The sequence below is a fragment of the Chryseobacterium sp. CBo1 genome (assembly GCF_001693475.1).
Taxonomy (GTDB): domain Bacteria; phylum Bacteroidota; class Bacteroidia; order Flavobacteriales; family Weeksellaceae; genus Chryseobacterium; species Chryseobacterium formosense.
Genome location: NZ_MAUH01000023.1, coordinates 160,942 through 178,254 on the forward strand (window position 1 = coordinate 160,942; position 17,313 = coordinate 178,254).

Sequence of the window (17,313 nt, forward strand, 5' to 3'; positions counted from 1 at the left end):
GTCGCCGAAATTATTATTAATAAGAAATTTTTAAGCATAAAAAAACAGAATTTCTGTAAAGATAGAAATTCTGTTTTATTCTACAAATGTAGAAGTGTTTATTTTATGAAATTACTCCCAAATCTTTTCCAACTTTTTCAAAAGCAGCAATGGCTTTATCCAAATGTTCTCTTGTATGCGCTGCAGAAAGCTGCACTCTGATTCTCGCTTTCTCTTTTGGTACAACCGGATAGAAGAAACCAATTACATAAATTCCTTCATCCATCAATTTCTCAGCCATTTTTTGAGCTAATTTTGCATCGTATAACATTACTGGAACAATGGCAGCATCTCCGTCAGGAATGTCGAAACCTTTCGCCTTCATTTCTGTTCTGAAATATTCCGCATTTTCCATTACGGTATCACGAAGTGAAGTATCGTCAGAAATCATTTCTAAAACTTTCAAAGCTGCACCTACAATTCCCGGAGCCAAAGAATTTGAAAACAAATAGGGTCTTGAACGCTGTCTCAACATATCGATAATCTCTTTTTTACCGGAAGTAAATCCGCCTAAAGCACCACCCAAAGCTTTTCCTAATGTAGAGGTAATAATATCTACTCTGCCCATCACTTCATTGGCTTCGTGAGTTCCACGACCAGTTTTTCCAATGAAACCAGTTGCATGAGAATCATCAACCATTACCAAAGCATCATATCTATCTGCCAAATCACAAACTCCTTTTAAGTCTGCAACGATTCCGTCCATTGAGAAAACGCCGTCTGTAACGATGATTTTAAATCTATGATTTTTTTCTGAAGCTGCAATCAACTGGGCTTCAAGATCTGCCATATTGTTGTTTTTGTAACGGTATCTTGCTGCTTTGCAAAGACGAACTCCGTCGATAATCGATGCGTGATTCAGTTCATCAGAAATAATTGCATCTTCTTCTGTAAATAAAGGTTCAAAAACTCCTCCGTTCGCATCAAAACATGCTGCATAAAGAATAGTATCTTCAAGACCTAAAAATTCAGCAATTTTTTGTTCCAATTGTTTATGAATATCCTGAGTTCCGCAGATAAAACGTACAGAAGACATTCCGTAACCATGAGATTCGATCATATCCTGCGAAGCTTTCATTACTTCAGGATGGTTGGAAAGTCCCAAATAGTTGTTAGCACAGAAGTTTAACAGCTTTTTTCCGTTGGCTTCAATTTCTGCGCTTTGCTGAGACGTGATAATTCTTTCTCTTTTGTAAAGCCCATCGTTTTCGATATTTTTCAGTTCGCTCTGTAGATTTTCAAGATATTTTCCGGAGATCATTATAATTAAATTTAAGTTGCGCTAATTTAATAAAAACGCTTTAAACCGGGCAAAGATTCTCGTAATAAATCTGCCGTAATTCCGAAGGTTTATTATAATGTACCATTTTATTTCTTGATAAACTTTTTGGTAAATTCTGACGTTTTGGTTTTCACTTTAATTAGATAAACTCCAGCAGCAAATTCCGAAACATTAATAGCTCTTCCGTTCGAAATTCCACTTTCCTGAATATTTTTAATCAAACTTCCTTTAGCATCAAAAATTGTAATTGAATTGATTTTTTCATCAGTTTGTATATTCAATCTTTCAGTTGCCGGATTAGGGTATATTTTGATACTATTTTTTTTCCCTACCTCATCAGTAGAAAGTGCAGCAAGATTATTAATCTGAATATTATCAACTCTGAAGCCCGTCCCAAAATCATCGTAAACAAAGTCGATTGCCTGTACATTTTTATTGGTTCCTAAAGCTCCGGAATAAATTTGATTACCATTTGAAAAATACTGAAGCGTATTGTCAGACTGTTTAATGATTATTTTTAGATTATTCCATGTATTGGCTGTTAATAAAGGACCATTTGCCAGTCCTGTTGCGGTTCTGTACTTCAGCATTCCGGTTTGATAATCTATTTGAAAAGAAGCCGTGTAATCTGAGACTAATGCATTATTGTATATAGCAATTTCATAAGATGACGAATTAAGTCCGCCAAAATTATAATCAAACGAAATTTCTACATCGCCACTGGTCACGAAACTGGTAATATTTTTCTCAACTCCACATGGTTCCAGTATCAATCCATTACTAATCATGCTAAAAGACCTTGTTCCATCTGTCGGAAGTGTACTTACAACCTGTGCATTTCCAACAGGAAGTCCACCCCAAGCAACCCAACCTTGTTGGCCGGCTAAATTTCCAACAGCATATCCTTCTGAACTTTCAAAAGATATTTTTTGCACCTGCGCTTTAAAATAAAACGCTCCAAACGACATAAATGCCATTAAAGTAAATAAAGTTTTCATCATAGAAAATATTTAACAATTAATGAATCAACAAGTTATAATTTCACAAGGCTGCAAAATTAATACCTTATTTCTAATAATTTAATAATTTCTTATTATATTTATTTAATATTCAAACTTTAAAACATTTAACATCTTCATCATTAACGTCTGACAAATATTTTCACGAAATTAATTTCACAAAACAGAGAAAATAAAATACACATTTTTCCTGTTAAAATAAAAAAACAAAAGCTTTCAAAAAATGAAAGCTTTAATATGAACAATAAGAAGAATAATTTTCTCTATTCTTTTACAAATTTAAAATTCGAATTGGCAACTTTAATAAGATAAACACCTTTTTCTAAAAGTGAAATATCAATTTTCTTATCTGTTTTTCCTTTTTTCACCAATCTTCCATCAGCTGTAAAAATCTGGTACTCCGTTTCTTTTTTCAATCCTGAAACAAATAACTCATTTTTTGCGGGATTTGGATAAATGCTAAATTTTTCAGTAATAAAATCAACTGTGCTCAAAGTATTATCCTGCGTAACCGTCGAATTTCTCTCCAAAATCTGGTATTCATAATTGAACTGAACGCTTGAAATCGGAAAACTCACTGTTTCTGTAAAGTATTGATTGTTTGAAGTATTATTTAAAGCAAAAAAAGCAGTCTGACCTCCTGTTCCGGTTACCTTGATAGGCAATGGCATCTCGAAAAAGCCAACAGAAGAATGACTTTGTGTTTGTGAAGCCTTGAACGTTACCTGATTTCCCACTTGTTTCCAACGAATATCATAGCTTGGATGACCTTGTCCGTAAATCCAGTCATTAAAGAATTCGGTGAAATCTTTTCCTGTTGAAGCTAAAAAAGAAGCATTTAAATCTGAAGTTTTTGCATAACCATATGCTAAATTCGGTCTTGCATGATAATCTTTCAGTGCCTGATAAAATACGGTATCACCTAAGATCCATTTCATCATTCTTACAACGTATCCTCCTTTAGAATAGGTTAATCTGCCATTAAAAATAGAACCAATATTACCTAAACTGCTGTCAGGAACATAAACACTACCTCCTCCTGCTACACTTGTGATATAATTTTTTTCACCTAAAAGATAGTTTAGAAAATCGGCATTGCTCATGATGAGTTTTTCATAAGCTACATGCTCACCAAATGTTGCAAAACCCTCATTCAGCCAAATATCATTCCATGCACCGCAAGTAACTTTATCGCCAAACCATTGATGCGCCAATTCATGAGCGATTAATTGCTTACTCCATGATCCCATCGAAGACATTGTTTGGTGCTCCATTCCACCTCCGGCCTGAAATTCCATGTGACCGTATTTTTCATTTCTGAAGGGATAAGGTCCGAAATAATTTTCGAAAGTATCCATAACGGTTTTCGTCCAGTTAATATTTGCTATACTTCCTGCATCAGCATTAGTAGAAGGGAAAATATAATTGACGAATGGAAAAGGCGGCGTTCCCATCGTATCATTCAGCTTAACAAAATTGGTAACTGAAATTGCTACGAGATAAGCAGCTACAGGATATTGTGTTCTCCAGAACGTTCTTTTTTGCCCGTTTCCTAAATTGGTTTCAGACATTAATTTTCCGTTTGCCGCAACACTGTATTGATTTGGAGTGGTTATTTTAATATCAAATTTTTCAATCTTGTCATTTAAACTTTGCTTTGTCGGAAACCAGTCTTGCGCCCCGTAAGGCTCATTTAAAGTAGATAAGACAGCAGTACCTCCTTGTGTACCATTAAAAAAAGCATTATTTGCAGTTGAAGGAGCACCATTATACTGAATGGTAAGTGAATCGATAACATTTGCAGCTAAGGCAGTTGTAAAATTAATTTTCAATTCTTTCGTAGAAAGCTGCTGAAAAATAAGGTTCTGACCATGATAACTCACCTGAGAAACATTCATGTTATTATTTAAATCAAAATAAATATTGCTCATTGCCTGGTTCGGCTTGAAATGAGAAGTCACAGAACCCGAGATATTATAAACCGCAGGATCAATGGAAACATCCATTCGCTGATACTGTAAATCGTAATTTAAAGTATTCGGATTAATATTTCCTGCAGCCATTTTTGCTGCGTAAGATTTCATTTCTTTTTTAATTAAACCCTTCTTTTCAATGTTTTCATGTGAGTTTTGAGCTGATAATGCATGAACAGCAAAAATACTTAAACACAGAAGGTAAAATTTTCTCATAGTCAGATAATTAGGCAATAAAGATAAAAAAAACCTTTCAATCAGAGATTAAAAGGTTTTATATGAAATTAATTTTATTTATAAATCCAAAGCCGGTTTCAGTATTTGTTCCATTTTACTTTTCACCTGACCAACTGAGCCTGCATAATTATTAACCATTAATGAAAAACAAAGTGTTCTTCCTGAATTGGTTTTTAAATATCCTGCCAAAGTTTTTACTTTATTTAAAGTTCCTGTTTTTGCAAAAACCTGCCCGTTTCCTTCTGTTACAAACATACTTTTCAACGTTCCCGATTGTCCGCCAATTGGCAAAGAATTAAAATAGGTTTTGTAATATTTCTCATTCATCAGAGAAGTTAAAAATTTCACCTGAGAAATTGGCGTTACATGATTGCTTCTTGACAAGCCGCTTCCATCCATATAATTTAAACCTTCAAGGTCAAATTCAATATCTTTCAGGTGATTATTAACAACGATTCTACCTGATTCTGAAGTCTGGTCACCCATTTTGAAATAACCGACAGTTTTTAATAAAGCTTCCGCTAACGAATTATCACTTCTTTGATTTGTGTAATAAATAATATCACCCAAAGTCGGAGATTTATAGGCAGAAATCATTTTTCTCACTTCCGGAGAAGCATCAGTCATTTTAGGTGTTACTTTTCCTGTAACTGCTACTCCACTTTTTATTAAGCTTGCTTTAAATGAATTTGCTAAAAAAGCCGGAGCATCCGGTAATTTTGTGGTTAAAGTTCCGTCTCCGTCATATTTTTCAGCATACACCATTTGATTGGCATAAGGAGAAACATAAAAGAATTTTTTGTCTGAAGCAGAATTCATAGATTTTTTTACGATCAGCTTCTCATTTGCCGGGTTAATTTCACGGGTTGTACCAACTGGTAAGTAGTAATTATTGCTTTCTAACCACACAACATTTTCCGGAAGTCTCGAAATGTTACCTTTGAAAAGCGCTGTCTGAATAATAATATCACCATTTACCTTTTTGATGCCTTCACGTGCAATACCGCCTGCAAAATCCGAAACAATATCTTTGTAAGACCAAGCTCCTGCTTTATTGGTTCCCAAACTCGGGTCACCACTTCCTACAATATAAAGATTACCGTTTAGAACTCCATTCTCATCAATTTCTCCAGAATATTCCAACTGCGTCATCCAACGGTAGTTTTCACCCAACATACTCATAGCCGTTTCGGTGGTTAACAATTTCGTTGTAGAAGCAGGAACAAGCGGAGTGTTTTCGTTGTACGAAGAAATTACTTTCTTTGTTTTCGGGTCATACACTACAAATCCCCAGGTTGCATTTTTCAGCACGGGATCAGCCATCATTGTGTTTACACTGATATCTACAAGTTCTTTGGGCGACAAAATAGCTTTCTCCACATACGCAGCAGGCGAAGGAAGGTTTAAGCTACTTTTCTGATTGTCATAATTCTGAGAGTAAAGAACTGTAGAAACGGTCGATTGAGCAAGTAGAAAACCAGCAGTCAAGACCGTAATACCTGAAATATATTTTCTGAAATTTACCATCTAATTTTTCTTTTTGTCATATTTTGGATGGGTTAAAAAACGATTGGTTAAATCATTAGTTAAAATCCAAACATATAATCAACGTCCAAATGTAGAAATTATTGTTGTATGGCAGTTCAGTAGACTATTATAAAACACCATAAAATTTGTTAAAGTTTGTTAAAAATCCACAAAAACATCTTTTTTAATACTTTGATAGGCAGTGATTTCGTCAAATTCTTTCAAACTTAGTAAAACTAAACTTTTAAACTTCTCATAATTTTTTCCGCGTGGAAGTTTAAGCAAAATCTGAAACTGGTAGAGGTTATTCAATCTTGCAATCTGCGCTCTTTCAGGACCTAAAATACAATCTTCAGGAAGATATTTTCTTAAAATCGAACCTAAAAACTGAGAAGCACGATTCACTTTTTCGTCTTTTCTATGTTTCAGCTCAATCATAATTAATTTTGTGAAAGGCGGATAAAGAAATTTCTGGCGTTCCGTAAGAAAATATTTATAAATTTTAGAAATATTATTCATTTTAATCAACTGAAAAACAGAATGATCCGGATTGAAAGTCTGAATTAAAATCCTTCCCTGCCCCGAAACTCTTCCCGCTCTTCCGGAAACCTGAGTAATCAGTTGATATGCTCTTTCTTCTGCTCTGAAATCCTGCACATAAAGCATAGAATCCGCTTTTGGAATGGCAACCAGTTCGATATGATCAAAATCCAGACCTTTTGAAATCATCTGCGTTCCGACAACAATATCGGTTTCTCCTTCTTCAATTTTCTCGTATAATTTTTCGTAGGCAAACTTTTTCCGCATCGAATCGACATCCATTCTATCAACTTCACTGTCTGGAAAAATCTTGGAAATTTCTTCGTGAATCTGTTCTACCCCTACTCCTCTTTCATTTAAATTTTCAGAATAACATTTCGGACAGGCTTTTGGTTTTGAGGCTCTTTGTCCGCAATAATGACATTTCATTTCGTTTGCGGCCTTGTGATACGTCATTACAACGTCACAATTTGAGCAGTAATTTACATAACCGCAAGATTCACATTCCAAAACACTGGCGTAGCCACGACGGTTATGAAGAATCATCGTCTGATTTTTTTCTTCTAAAGTTTTTTTGATCTCATCAATTAATTTCAAAGAAAAATTTCCGGAAACTTTTTTCGAATCCTGTGCTTCTTTAAAATTTATCAACTCAAATTCAGGAAGCTTTACATTTCCGAATCTTTCATTCAGAAAAATATATTTCATCTTCTCTTTTCGTGCTAAATAATAGCTTTCCACAGAAGGCGTTGCAGAACCTAAAATCACATTCGCTCCATAAAAATTCGCCAAAACTAAAGCAGAATCTTTTGCATTAAAAAACGGAGAAACTTCTCTTGGTTTATAACCGGAATCGTGTTCTTCATCCACAACAATCAATCCTAAATTCTGATAGGGTAAAAACAAAGAATTTCTTGTCGCAATAAGGATTCTGATGTCGTTATTTTTAATTCTTCTCCAGATTTCAACCTTTTCAAAATCGGTGAGTTTCTGATGATAAAAACCAAGTTGTCTTCCGTATTTTTTCTCTAATCTTTGGGTAATTTGTTTCGTTAAAGAAATTTCAGGAAGCAAAAACAGAACATTATTTCCTTCAGCAATACATTCTTCGATTTTTTCTAAATAAATATGAGTCTTTCCCGAAGAAGTTACGCCGTGAAGCAAAACATTTCGACCTTCTTCAAAGGCTTCATCTACCTCAATTTTTGCAGATTTTTGAACTTCAGTAAGCTCTTCAACTTCTTCAATTTCACCTTCATAACTTTCGATTCGATCTTTCTGCATGTAATATTCTTCAACAAGATTTTTATCTGCTAAAGATTTAAAATGTGAACTCGCAAAATAACCGTCTTCAAATAATTCTGATTTTTTAATAGGCAAATCCGGGTTTTCGGTCTGTTTTTCTAAAATATGAAGGAAAAGATCTTTCTGTTTCTGGGCTCTTTTTAAGCTTAAAAGAATCTCGGTAAGATTGTTATTTTTTAAAACCTCATCGTTGATTTTCACATAAGCAACTTCTTTTGCTTTGTATTTTTCAGCGATTTTCTCGTCAATTTCAATGTATTGTAAATCAATAAGCGAATTGATGGTTTTAATAATATCTTTTTTCGGGATAAACGCTTCAATATCCGTTAAATTAATCAGCTGTCGAACTTCCAATGCCTGAATCAGGTACATTTCGTTGACATCCAAATTTTCAAATTCAACGGTCACATTAGGTTTTAATTTAAGATACGTTTCACTTTCCAGTTTTAATGATGAAGGAAAAGCAAACCTGTAAATTTCGCCAAGATTGCACAGATAATAATCTGAAAGCCATTTCCAGAATTTAATCTGTTGTGGTGGCAAAATCGGCTGTTCATCCAAAATACTGATGACTTCCTTGGGAACAAACTGAGTCGGTTCTTCATCATGAAACTCAAAAACAATTCCGGTGTAGATTTTCTTCCCGCCGAACTGCACCAAAACTCTCATTCCGGGTTGAATTACAGAAAATAATTCTTCAGGAACTTTATAGGTGAAAGTTCCTTTCAGGTTGAGCGGTAAAATAATTTGAGCGTATTGCAAGGGAATAATTAAAGTGTAAAATTAGATTTTTCTTTTTAAAAACAAAAGTTTTCCTTGGTTGAAACCCAACAGGCTTTAAAAACCTGTTAGGTTTAGTTTTTGCAGCAACAATTAACAATATTGAAACTACATTCAGAATTCAAAAAAACTTTATCTTTGCGACTATGATTTTACGAGGAGAAAACTTAATCAAAGAATACGGTCCCAAAAAAGTTGTAAAAGGCGTTTCTGTACAGGTTCAGCAGGGAGAAATTGTAGGTTTGCTTGGCCCGAACGGTGCCGGAAAAACCACTTCATTTTATATGATCGTAGGTTTGGTGAAGCCTACTTCAGGAAGAATTTTCCTCGACAAACAAGAGATTACGAATGATGCAATGTATCGCCGTGCCCAAAAAGGTATCGGTTATCTTGCTCAGGAAGCTTCGGTTTTCAGGAAACTTTCAGTTGAAGATAACATTCTTGGGGTTTTACAATTGACTAAACTTTCAAAAAGAGAGCAGCAGATCAAATGTGACGAGCTGATTGAAGAATTTTCTCTTCAGCATGTTCGTAAAAACCGAGGAGATCTTCTTTCCGGAGGAGAAAGACGTAGAACCGAGATTGCAAGATGTTTGGCAACAGATCCGAGCTTCATTCTTCTGGATGAACCATTTGCAGGAGTTGACCCGATTGCCGTGGAAGATATTCAAAAAATCGTAAGAAGTTTGACCGATAAAAATATCGGAATTCTGATTACCGATCACAACGTACAGCAGACTTTGGCAATTACCAACAAAACATACATTATGTTTGAAGGAAAGATTCTGAAAGAAGGTCTTCCCGAAGATTTGGCAAATGATCCGCAGGTAAGAGAAGCATATTTGGGTGAAAACTTCGTTTATCAGAGTATTTTCGACAAGCCAAGCAAGAAAAGCTATGCTTACAATATCTGGGCTGGAAATTTTGATTCTAAATCACAGCTTCAGAGTTTTGTTGATGAAAAGCTTAGTCAGTTTGATGATTTGAGATTGATGTACGGATTTGAAGATATTAGTTTTGCTTCATTAGGAAATTCAGAAATTCAGCATATTTTCAATGATGTTGTTGATAAAAATGCCAATAATTCTTTTGTTTTCCAGAAAAAAGAAATCAATTCAAATTATTCATTGGAACAGGCAAAGGCAGAGTCTAAAAAGGCCAGCAATCCTGAATTGCATTACCTGACGACCTATGTTTTTGAAGGATAGATTTTTATTAAGGTTATTGAGTTTCTAAGACGTTTTAAGAATTAATAAATTAATTTAAGCACAACGCTTAATAATTTACCTTGGTAAATCTTAAAAAAATATAAAGAATAATTATACTTAACAACTTAACTATCTTAATGGTTTAAAAGATTTAGAAATTAATTAAAGCGAAAAGTTCTTAGAAATTATTTGCTGAAAAATATAATAAAACGTACCTTTTCTCTCAGAATGGTACGTTTTTCATTTAAACCAAATCATGGCAAAACCTTTTAACAGAACAGTGACTTTATTCGGGATCTACAGACAGCTGGTTCCGTTTATAAAACCTTACCGACCGATGATTTACGGAACTTTGTTTCTTACTTTTCTCGGCGCTTTGGCAGCTCAGGTAAACCCTTTAGTTTTAAAATATACGGTGGATGAAGTCACAAAACTGACGCATTTACCTAATCCAATGAGTGAAGGAATTCACATTTTAATTATTATTTCGATTATTTTATTAGGAAAAGAATTATTGAATATTTTCATCAATTTCGGGCAGAAATTTTATGGTGAGAAAATCAGGATTAATGTAAGTTCGGTTTTAGCACAGTCTGCCATTGATAAAATTCTTAAATATAGAGTCGCTTATTTTAATGACGAAAACCACGAATCAGGGAAGCTTCAAATTAGAATCGACAGAGGAATTGAAAGTTTAACGAGATTGGTTCAGAACTTTTTCATTGATATTTTACCGCTTTTCTCAAATGCGATAATTGCTTTGATTATCATGTACATTCAGAATGTATATGTTGGACTGGTTTCTACGATTATTGTTCCGATTTATTTTTACATCAGTTCGTTACAGGCAAAAAAGCTAGGCGGTGTGAGACGAACATTGAGAAATCAGCGTGAACAGAAAACTTCAGGACTTTTAAATTTAATCAATTCTATTATGGTGATAAAAAGTTTTGTGCGTGAAAAGTTTGAAGGTAAAAAGCAGTACGATTTGCAGATGCAGTTGATGGATAGCCAAATGTTTACCCGAAAAACCAATTTTATTTATGACGGTTTAAAAACATTTATCGAGCAGTTTGGGGTTGTTTTAATCATTCTTTTGACGGTTTATCTGGTTTTAGACCAGCAAATGACGATTGGAGCCATCATGCTTCACATCATGCTTTTCAGCAATGTTTCTTCACCCATAAGACAGCTTCATAGAATCTATGACGATATGAATGATGCGATGATTTATGCGGAAGGTTATTTTGATATTTTAAATGCTGAAAACGAGATTGAACCGAACGGAACCTTTGTAGAAAATGAAATCAAGGGTAATTTTGAACTGAGAAACGTAGATTTCACATATCCAAACGGAACAAAAGCTTTGAAGAATGTATCGATGACCATAGAAAACGGGAAAACTACGGCTTTAGTAGGATTAAGCGGTGCCGGAAAATCGACCATTATCAATCTTCTTTGTAAATTTTATCTTCCGGATTCCGGAGAAATTATTTTAGATAAAGTTGATTTAACCAATTACAACAATACTTTTTTAAGAGACGATCTAGGTTTGGTATTACAAAAAAATCACATTTTCCAGGGAAGTATTGAAGATAATATTCGCTATGGAAATATGAATGCGAGTTTTGAAGAAATTGAAGAAGCGGCCAAAAAAGCCTATCTGCACGAACAGATTTTAGACCTTCCGGAAAAATATCAACACGATGCGACTCAACTTTCCGGTGGACAACAACAGAGAATTGCGATTGCAAGATTATTTCTGAAAAACCCACCCATTATTTTCCTTGACGAACCTACTGCAAGTCTTGATGCGATTGCTACCGAACAGATTAAAAATTCTTTGGATGCAATAAAAGAAGGCAGAACCGTTGTAATTATTTCGCACTCGCTTTCACAGATTTTAGATTCGGATAAAATTTATGTCATGAAAAAAGGTGAAGTTGTAGAAAGCGGAACTCACGATGAATTGGTACAGATGAATGGAACTTACCGAGAAATTTTTGATGCTTCTGCGAGAAGTCTGAATCTGGATAAATTGGTGAATACTTTTAAGAATTAATATGTCATTTTTTAAGGATTAACGATTTTTTATGAATGATTCTTACCACAAAGTACACCAAGAATTTCACAATGAACTCAAAGTTTTGTGCTCTTTGTGAAAAACCTTTGTATACCTTGTGGTAAATAAAAGTTTAATATTCATTTGCATTAAAATAAATTTACATCAACAAATTCTTCACTTCTCACTACAAATTTATCACTCAAAAATGAACGACCATTACCTCAAGAAACTCGACCGTGTCACCGCCATTCTTACGCAACTGCAATCAAAACCGATTGTAAGAGCACAGGATTTGGCAGAAAAATTCGACGTGAGCATAAGAACGATTTACCGCGATGTGAAAACTCTGGAAAATGCGGGAATTCCCATCATTGGAGAAGCCGGAAGCGGATATTCTCTGATGGATGGTTACAAACTTCCGCCTGTGATGTTTACCAAAGAAGAAGTTCTGAGTTTCATTACAGCTGAAAAACTGATGCAGCGTTTTTCACACGAAAGCCTTGGAAGTCATTATAAAACTGCGATGGAAAAGGTTCGATCGGTTCTGAAATATTCCGACAGAAATCTATTGGCAAACATCGAAAAGCAAATTGATATTTTTGATAACTATCCAAAAACTGAAGATAAAATTAAAAATATCATCCCGACTATTTTGGAAAGTATTGCCGAAAAAGTACAGATTTGTATTGATTATAAAACGGTAAATGAAGAAATTTCTACACGAACGGTTGAAGTGGTCGGTGTTTTTTTTGAATTTAATTATTGGTATATCATTGCGTACTGCACGTTAAGAAATGATTTCAGGCAATTCAGAATTGACCGTATTTTAAAGCTTAGTAAAATGCAAACTCCTTTTCTACAGGAATACGGACAAATCAACGATTACCGAAAAAATCCGAATGGAAATAAAACCATCGTCAAGCTTTTAGTCGATAAAAAAATCATGGGACATTTGGGAAATTCCAAAGTGTATTATGGTTTAACCGAAGAAAAAGAAGCCGAAAATGGTTTTGAATTAACCTTTGAAACTGAATGGATTGACGAAGGATTTCCCCGTTGGTTGATTACTTTTTCTGATTATGCCGAAATCATCGAACCTGAGTCTTTAAAAACGACAATGAGGGAATTGGTTCAGAAAGTTTCGAAGAATTTTTAATTATAAAATATTCGTGTCTTGATGACAGTAAAAATCTCTCACTGATTTCACAGATACTCACAGATGATTGAAAATAAAATCTGCTGAATTTGCAAAATCTGCGAGAGATTTAAATTTTAAGTATAAAAAAATGCTTAGAATCTTTCCCAAAAGAAAGGCGGCTCAATTCCTAAAGCTCTTAAATAGGTATAACCTTGCCCACGATGATGAACTTCATTATCAATAAAATAAAGAATATTCTGATACACCGGAAATTCATACTGACCAAATAAATTGAATGTTTCCTGAAATCTTTCTTCAGAAATCTGATTGAAATAATGATTGATTACCTGCGTTTCAGAATCCCATTTTGCCAAAAGCTCTTCTTTTGTTTTTGGCTGAAAAGCTTCCTCCGAGAAACCTTCGATCTGCTGTTCTACAATTCCCTTCAAAGCAGGACCTGCAATGCTGATCAATTCAACCGCCAATTTTGCGAAAGGTCTCATTCCGCCTACTGAAAATTCAAATAATTCTTTTTCAGGAAATGATTCGATTACTCTTCTTGTTAGATTTCTGTGACCTTGCCAATGCTCTAAAAGTTGGTCTGAAGAGATAAATTGTTTCGTTGCTGTTGCTGTAGTTGTCATAACGTTTTTATTTTGTTTGTTAATGTTAAGACAAAGGTAATCCCAGTTGATGACAACAGTTTGTCAGTAGGTTTTTTTATAATAAAAAAAAATTAAAATTTTTAAAATAAATAGATATTTCTCACGTTAGATTGACATCCGATACACAAATGTTTTAACTGCAAATCATGTAGAGGTAGATAAATTTGAATTAGGCCGGTTTTTAAAATCGGTCTTTTTAATTATTCATGGTATCCCAAAGACTCATCACCTCAACTTTCTCCAAAGGCTTAGAAAGTGTAATTCTCTTTGAAGTTTTTGGAAGCAAATCGAAGAAATTATCGCTAAAATTAGTATCTCCCATTAAATAAACATCTTTCGCCAGAACGTCTGTGGAAACTTCAATTTCTGTTGATGAAATCCTCTTGATTTTTATGGTTGGTTTTGATAATTTTAAATCTTTTGGTTTTACTAAAAAATGATTGTTTTGAGCAATGATTTTCCTGTTTTTGTCTTTTAGGGTTAATTTTAAAAAGACTTCATTTTTATTGGAATATTTAATTAAATTTTTGATTTCAATATGCTCAAATTTTACAATTCCGTCCAACGTTTTTCCATTTTGAACAGCTGTCAGATCATTTAAAACTTTTCCATTGAAACCAACAACCTGAATTTCAACTTTTACATCTTCAAACTTTTTCAATTCATCATTAATGCCATAAAAATTCAAAAAATCATCTTTTTCCTCCGTTAAAACCACTTGATTTTCAAAGCTTCTTTTGATCTGATAATGCAACGCTTTCCAATTTCCCAAATAATCAATAGAAGCCCACGAAACCACAGGCCAACAATCATTCAATTGCCAATACAAAGTTCCCATATTATAAGGTTTTGCACGACGATGCGCTTCAATGGCAACCTGCATTCCGCGAGCCTGAAGCAGTTGAGAAACGTAATTATATTTCACAAAATCGGCCGGAATTATATAATCCCTTTTCATGTACAAATCGATGATTTCCCAACCTCTGGAATGTTTTTCGTGTGCTTTTATTGTTCCATTTTGTAAACTTAAATCATGAGTTTCGGAGAACATTGATTTTGTCGTTCCCAATGTTGGCATTCCCTGAAATCCGTATTCAGAAGCAAATCTCGGAACTTTTTCATTAAAAATCTCAAATGGCTGTTCGCCCCACCAAACGCCCCAATAATGAGAATCTCCTTCAGTTAAACTTTCTTTATGTCCCCAACCGATTGACGGTGAACTCGGCCAGTAAATAGATTTGTCGCTTGTTGCGTATTTTTTTATAGCATTTGGAATCACTTCATGAAAAATTTTCTTGTAATCTTTCCAAACCTGTAAAGAATCTTCTTTTGAATATTTAAATTGTTTCTGATATCCCCAATTGACAATCGCTTCGTCCACCTCATTATTTCCACACCATAAAGCCAATGAAGGATGATTTTGCAGTCGATTGATCTGATCCCGAACTTCAAATTCCACATTTTTCTTAAAATTTTCATCTGATGGATAAAAACTTCCTGCAAACATAAAATCCTGCCAAACTAAAATCCCGTTTTCGTCGCAGGCTTTATAAAATTCGTCGTCTTCATAAATTCCGCCGCCCCAGACACGGATCATATTCATATTTGCTTCTTTGGAATCTTTGATGAGTTTCTGATATTTTTCTTTGGTAATTCTCGGGGTAAAGCTGTCGGAAGGAATCCAGTTTGTGCCTTTCGCGTACATTGAATTTCCATTGATTTTAAAATAAAAAGATTTTCCTTTCTCGTCTTTTTTCTGAATTAATTCAACCGTTCTCAATCCGATTCGTTCAGATTTTTCATCAATCCATTTTGAATCTTTTTGTAAGGAAATTTTTAATTGATATAAATTCGGATCACCCCAACCATTGGGTTGCCACAATTTCGGATTATCAATAGTAAAAGGAAGCGAAATGGTATTTTTTCCTTTTTTTAATTGAATAGTATTGATTGTATTGTTAATCGAAAACGAATATTTCCCTTCTTTATCCGCTACAATATCAGCGTAAATATTTAAATTCGCTTTTTGCTTTGTTAAAACTTTTTGTTCGATTTTTACATTTTCAAGTTTTGCCTGATTCCAGAAATTTAGTTTTACATCTTTCCAGATTCCTGCTGTCACCAATCTTGGTCCCCAATCCCATCCAAACTGATATTGCGCTTTTCTTACATAACTTCTTGGAGATTCTGGCGTTGTGAAAGGAACTTTTTTCGCCAATTCTTTTCCTACATTTACAGCAGAGCTGAATTTGATCTGTAAAATATTTTCGCCAATTTTTAAATTTTGTTTCACCGGCATCGTCCATTTTCTGAACATATTATCTGTTGATTGTATCAACTTTCCGTTTAAATAAATTTCAGAAAACGTATCCAATCCATTAAAAACCAATTCAATATTTTGATTCTTTAATTCGTTTGAAGAAATCTTAAAATTCGTCTGATAATCCCAGTCTTCATTTTCTATCCACTGTACTTTTTTCTCATTTTCATCTTTATAAGGATCGGGAATAATTTTATTTTTCATTAAATCCAAATGAACCGTTCCCGGGACCGTGGCTGTCAGCCAATTTTTATCTTTTGAATTTTTGAATTTCCAATTTTCTGAGGATAAATTTCGCTCAGAAGATTGTGCGTTGACTAAAGTTAGTATGAAAATGAAAGAAAAAAGTAAAATTTTGTTCATCAATATTTTGATTTATATTTGAATTAAACGCAATCTTTGTCATTCTGACGAAAGAAGAATCTAAGCAGTGGAAATTGAGATTCTTCACGCCGCTTTGCTTCGTTCAGAATGACAAAGTGAACGTATATTTTTAATGTTTATTTACTCTTCAAAGCAATAATCTCATCTGCAACCGCAAAAGCGTCGTCATCCGTAATCGCAGAAGAATGAAAATATCCGGCCTTTGTAAAGTCTCTGATTTCTTCAATATTTGTTGAACGAAGTCCGCCACCGACAAGAATTTCGATTCTTCCGTTGGACAATTCAACCAGCTTCTTCAGATTTTCTTTTCCCTCCAAAACATTTGGTTTTTGGCCTGAAGTAAGAATGGTTTTAAAACCACATTCAATCACTTTTTCCAGTGAATTTTCTAAACCTTTTGCTCTGTCGAAAGCACGGTGAAAAGTACATTGATAAGGTTTTGCCAACTCCACCAATTCTTTATTTTGTTCCATATTCACCTCATCATTTTCATCTAAAATTCCAAAAACGAAGCCGTCGACATTTAATGATTTTAATCGAATTAATTCTGATTTCATTTGTTCAAACTCAGCATCAGAATAGGTGAAATCTCCTCCACGAGGACGAATCATTACAAAAATGGGACTGTTTATTTTTTCTCTAAGCTGTTTGGTGGTTTCAAAATCGGGTGTTGTTCCGCCTTCGCTTAATCCGTCGCATAATTCTATTCTGTCTGCTCCGTTTTCGTACGCAATGATCGCGGATTCGGCGTTGAAGCAGGCTATTTCTATTTTTGACATTTAGTTTTCTTTTAAGTTTTGGCTAAAGCCAATTGATTGTTTATATTTTGAA

The 17,313-nt window shown here is 34.2% G+C and carries 10 protein-coding genes and 1 pseudogene; 3 read left to right on the top strand and 8 right to left on the bottom strand.

What is annotated here, in order from left to right; translation table 11 throughout:
• Positions 1-103 precede the first annotated feature (103 nt).
• The 5 genes from kbl to priA all read right to left on the bottom strand — a co-directional run bounded on the left by kbl (position 104) and on the right by priA (position 8,684).
• The gene (gene kbl, locus BA768_RS13365; RefSeq protein WP_065721152.1) at positions 104-1,300 is read right to left on the bottom strand and encodes a glycine C-acetyltransferase; all 1,197 of its coding nucleotides are present in this window, start codon (positions 1,298-1,300) and stop codon (positions 104-106) included.
• Between the two features lie 107 nt (positions 1,301-1,407).
• Positions 1,408-2,322 carry a T9SS type A sorting domain-containing protein gene (locus BA768_RS13370; RefSeq protein WP_083206681.1) on the bottom strand — a complete coding sequence of 305 codons (915 nt, stop codon included), beginning with the start codon at positions 2,320-2,322 and terminating at the stop codon, positions 1,408-1,410.
• A gap of 281 nt (positions 2,323-2,603) precedes the next feature.
• Positions 2,604-4,529 (bottom strand): M1 family aminopeptidase, encoded by a 1,926-nt coding sequence (locus BA768_RS13375; RefSeq protein WP_065721154.1) that lies wholly within the window; start codon positions 4,527-4,529, stop codon positions 2,604-2,606.
• A 78-nt stretch (positions 4,530-4,607) separates the two neighbouring features.
• Positions 4,608-6,077, bottom strand: a complete 1,470-nt coding sequence (gene dacB / locus BA768_RS13380) for a D-alanyl-D-alanine carboxypeptidase/D-alanyl-D-alanine-endopeptidase (protein ID WP_065721155.1) — start codon at positions 6,075-6,077, stop codon at positions 4,608-4,610.
• Between the two features lie 159 nt (positions 6,078-6,236).
• Positions 6,237-8,684 (bottom strand): primosomal protein N', encoded by a 2,448-nt coding sequence (gene priA, locus BA768_RS13385; RefSeq protein ID WP_065721156.1) that lies wholly within the window; start codon positions 8,682-8,684, stop codon positions 6,237-6,239.
• A 164-nt stretch (positions 8,685-8,848) separates the two neighbouring features.
• Between priA and lptB the strand changes: the two are divergent.
• The 3 genes and pseudogenes from lptB to BA768_RS13400 all read left to right on the top strand — a co-directional run.
• Positions 8,849-9,574 (top strand): annotated as a pseudogene (lptB, locus tag BA768_RS13390) (LPS export ABC transporter ATP-binding protein); the annotation flags it as partial.
• A gap of 673 nt (positions 9,575-10,247) precedes the next feature.
• Positions 10,248-11,972 carry an ABC transporter ATP-binding protein gene (locus BA768_RS13395; RefSeq protein ID WP_083206684.1) on the top strand — a complete coding sequence of 575 codons (1,725 nt, stop codon included), beginning with the start codon at positions 10,248-10,250 and terminating at the stop codon, positions 11,970-11,972.
• A 208-nt stretch (positions 11,973-12,180) separates the two neighbouring features.
• A complete protein-coding gene (locus BA768_RS13400) occupies positions 12,181-13,131 on the top strand; it encodes a helix-turn-helix transcriptional regulator (RefSeq protein WP_065721157.1) in 951 nt (316 codons plus the stop codon).
• A gap of 134 nt (positions 13,132-13,265) precedes the next feature.
• On the opposite strand, the gene BA768_RS13405 is transcribed toward BA768_RS13400, so the two are convergent.
• From BA768_RS13405 to BA768_RS13415, 3 genes are all read right to left on the bottom strand, one after another.
• On the bottom strand, positions 13,266-13,757 hold the full coding sequence (locus tag BA768_RS13405) for a DinB family protein (RefSeq protein ID WP_034678680.1): 492 nt from the start codon (positions 13,755-13,757) through the stop codon (positions 13,266-13,268).
• A 217-nt stretch (positions 13,758-13,974) separates the two neighbouring features.
• Positions 13,975-16,461 carry a beta-mannosidase gene (locus tag BA768_RS13410; protein WP_065721158.1) on the bottom strand — a complete coding sequence of 829 codons (2,487 nt, stop codon included), beginning with the start codon at positions 16,459-16,461 and terminating at the stop codon, positions 13,975-13,977.
• 137 nt (positions 16,462-16,598) lie between these two features.
• A complete protein-coding gene (locus BA768_RS13415; protein WP_065721159.1) occupies positions 16,599-17,261 on the bottom strand; it encodes a copper homeostasis protein CutC in 663 nt (220 codons plus the stop codon).
• Between the last annotated feature and the right edge of the window lie 52 nt (positions 17,262-17,313).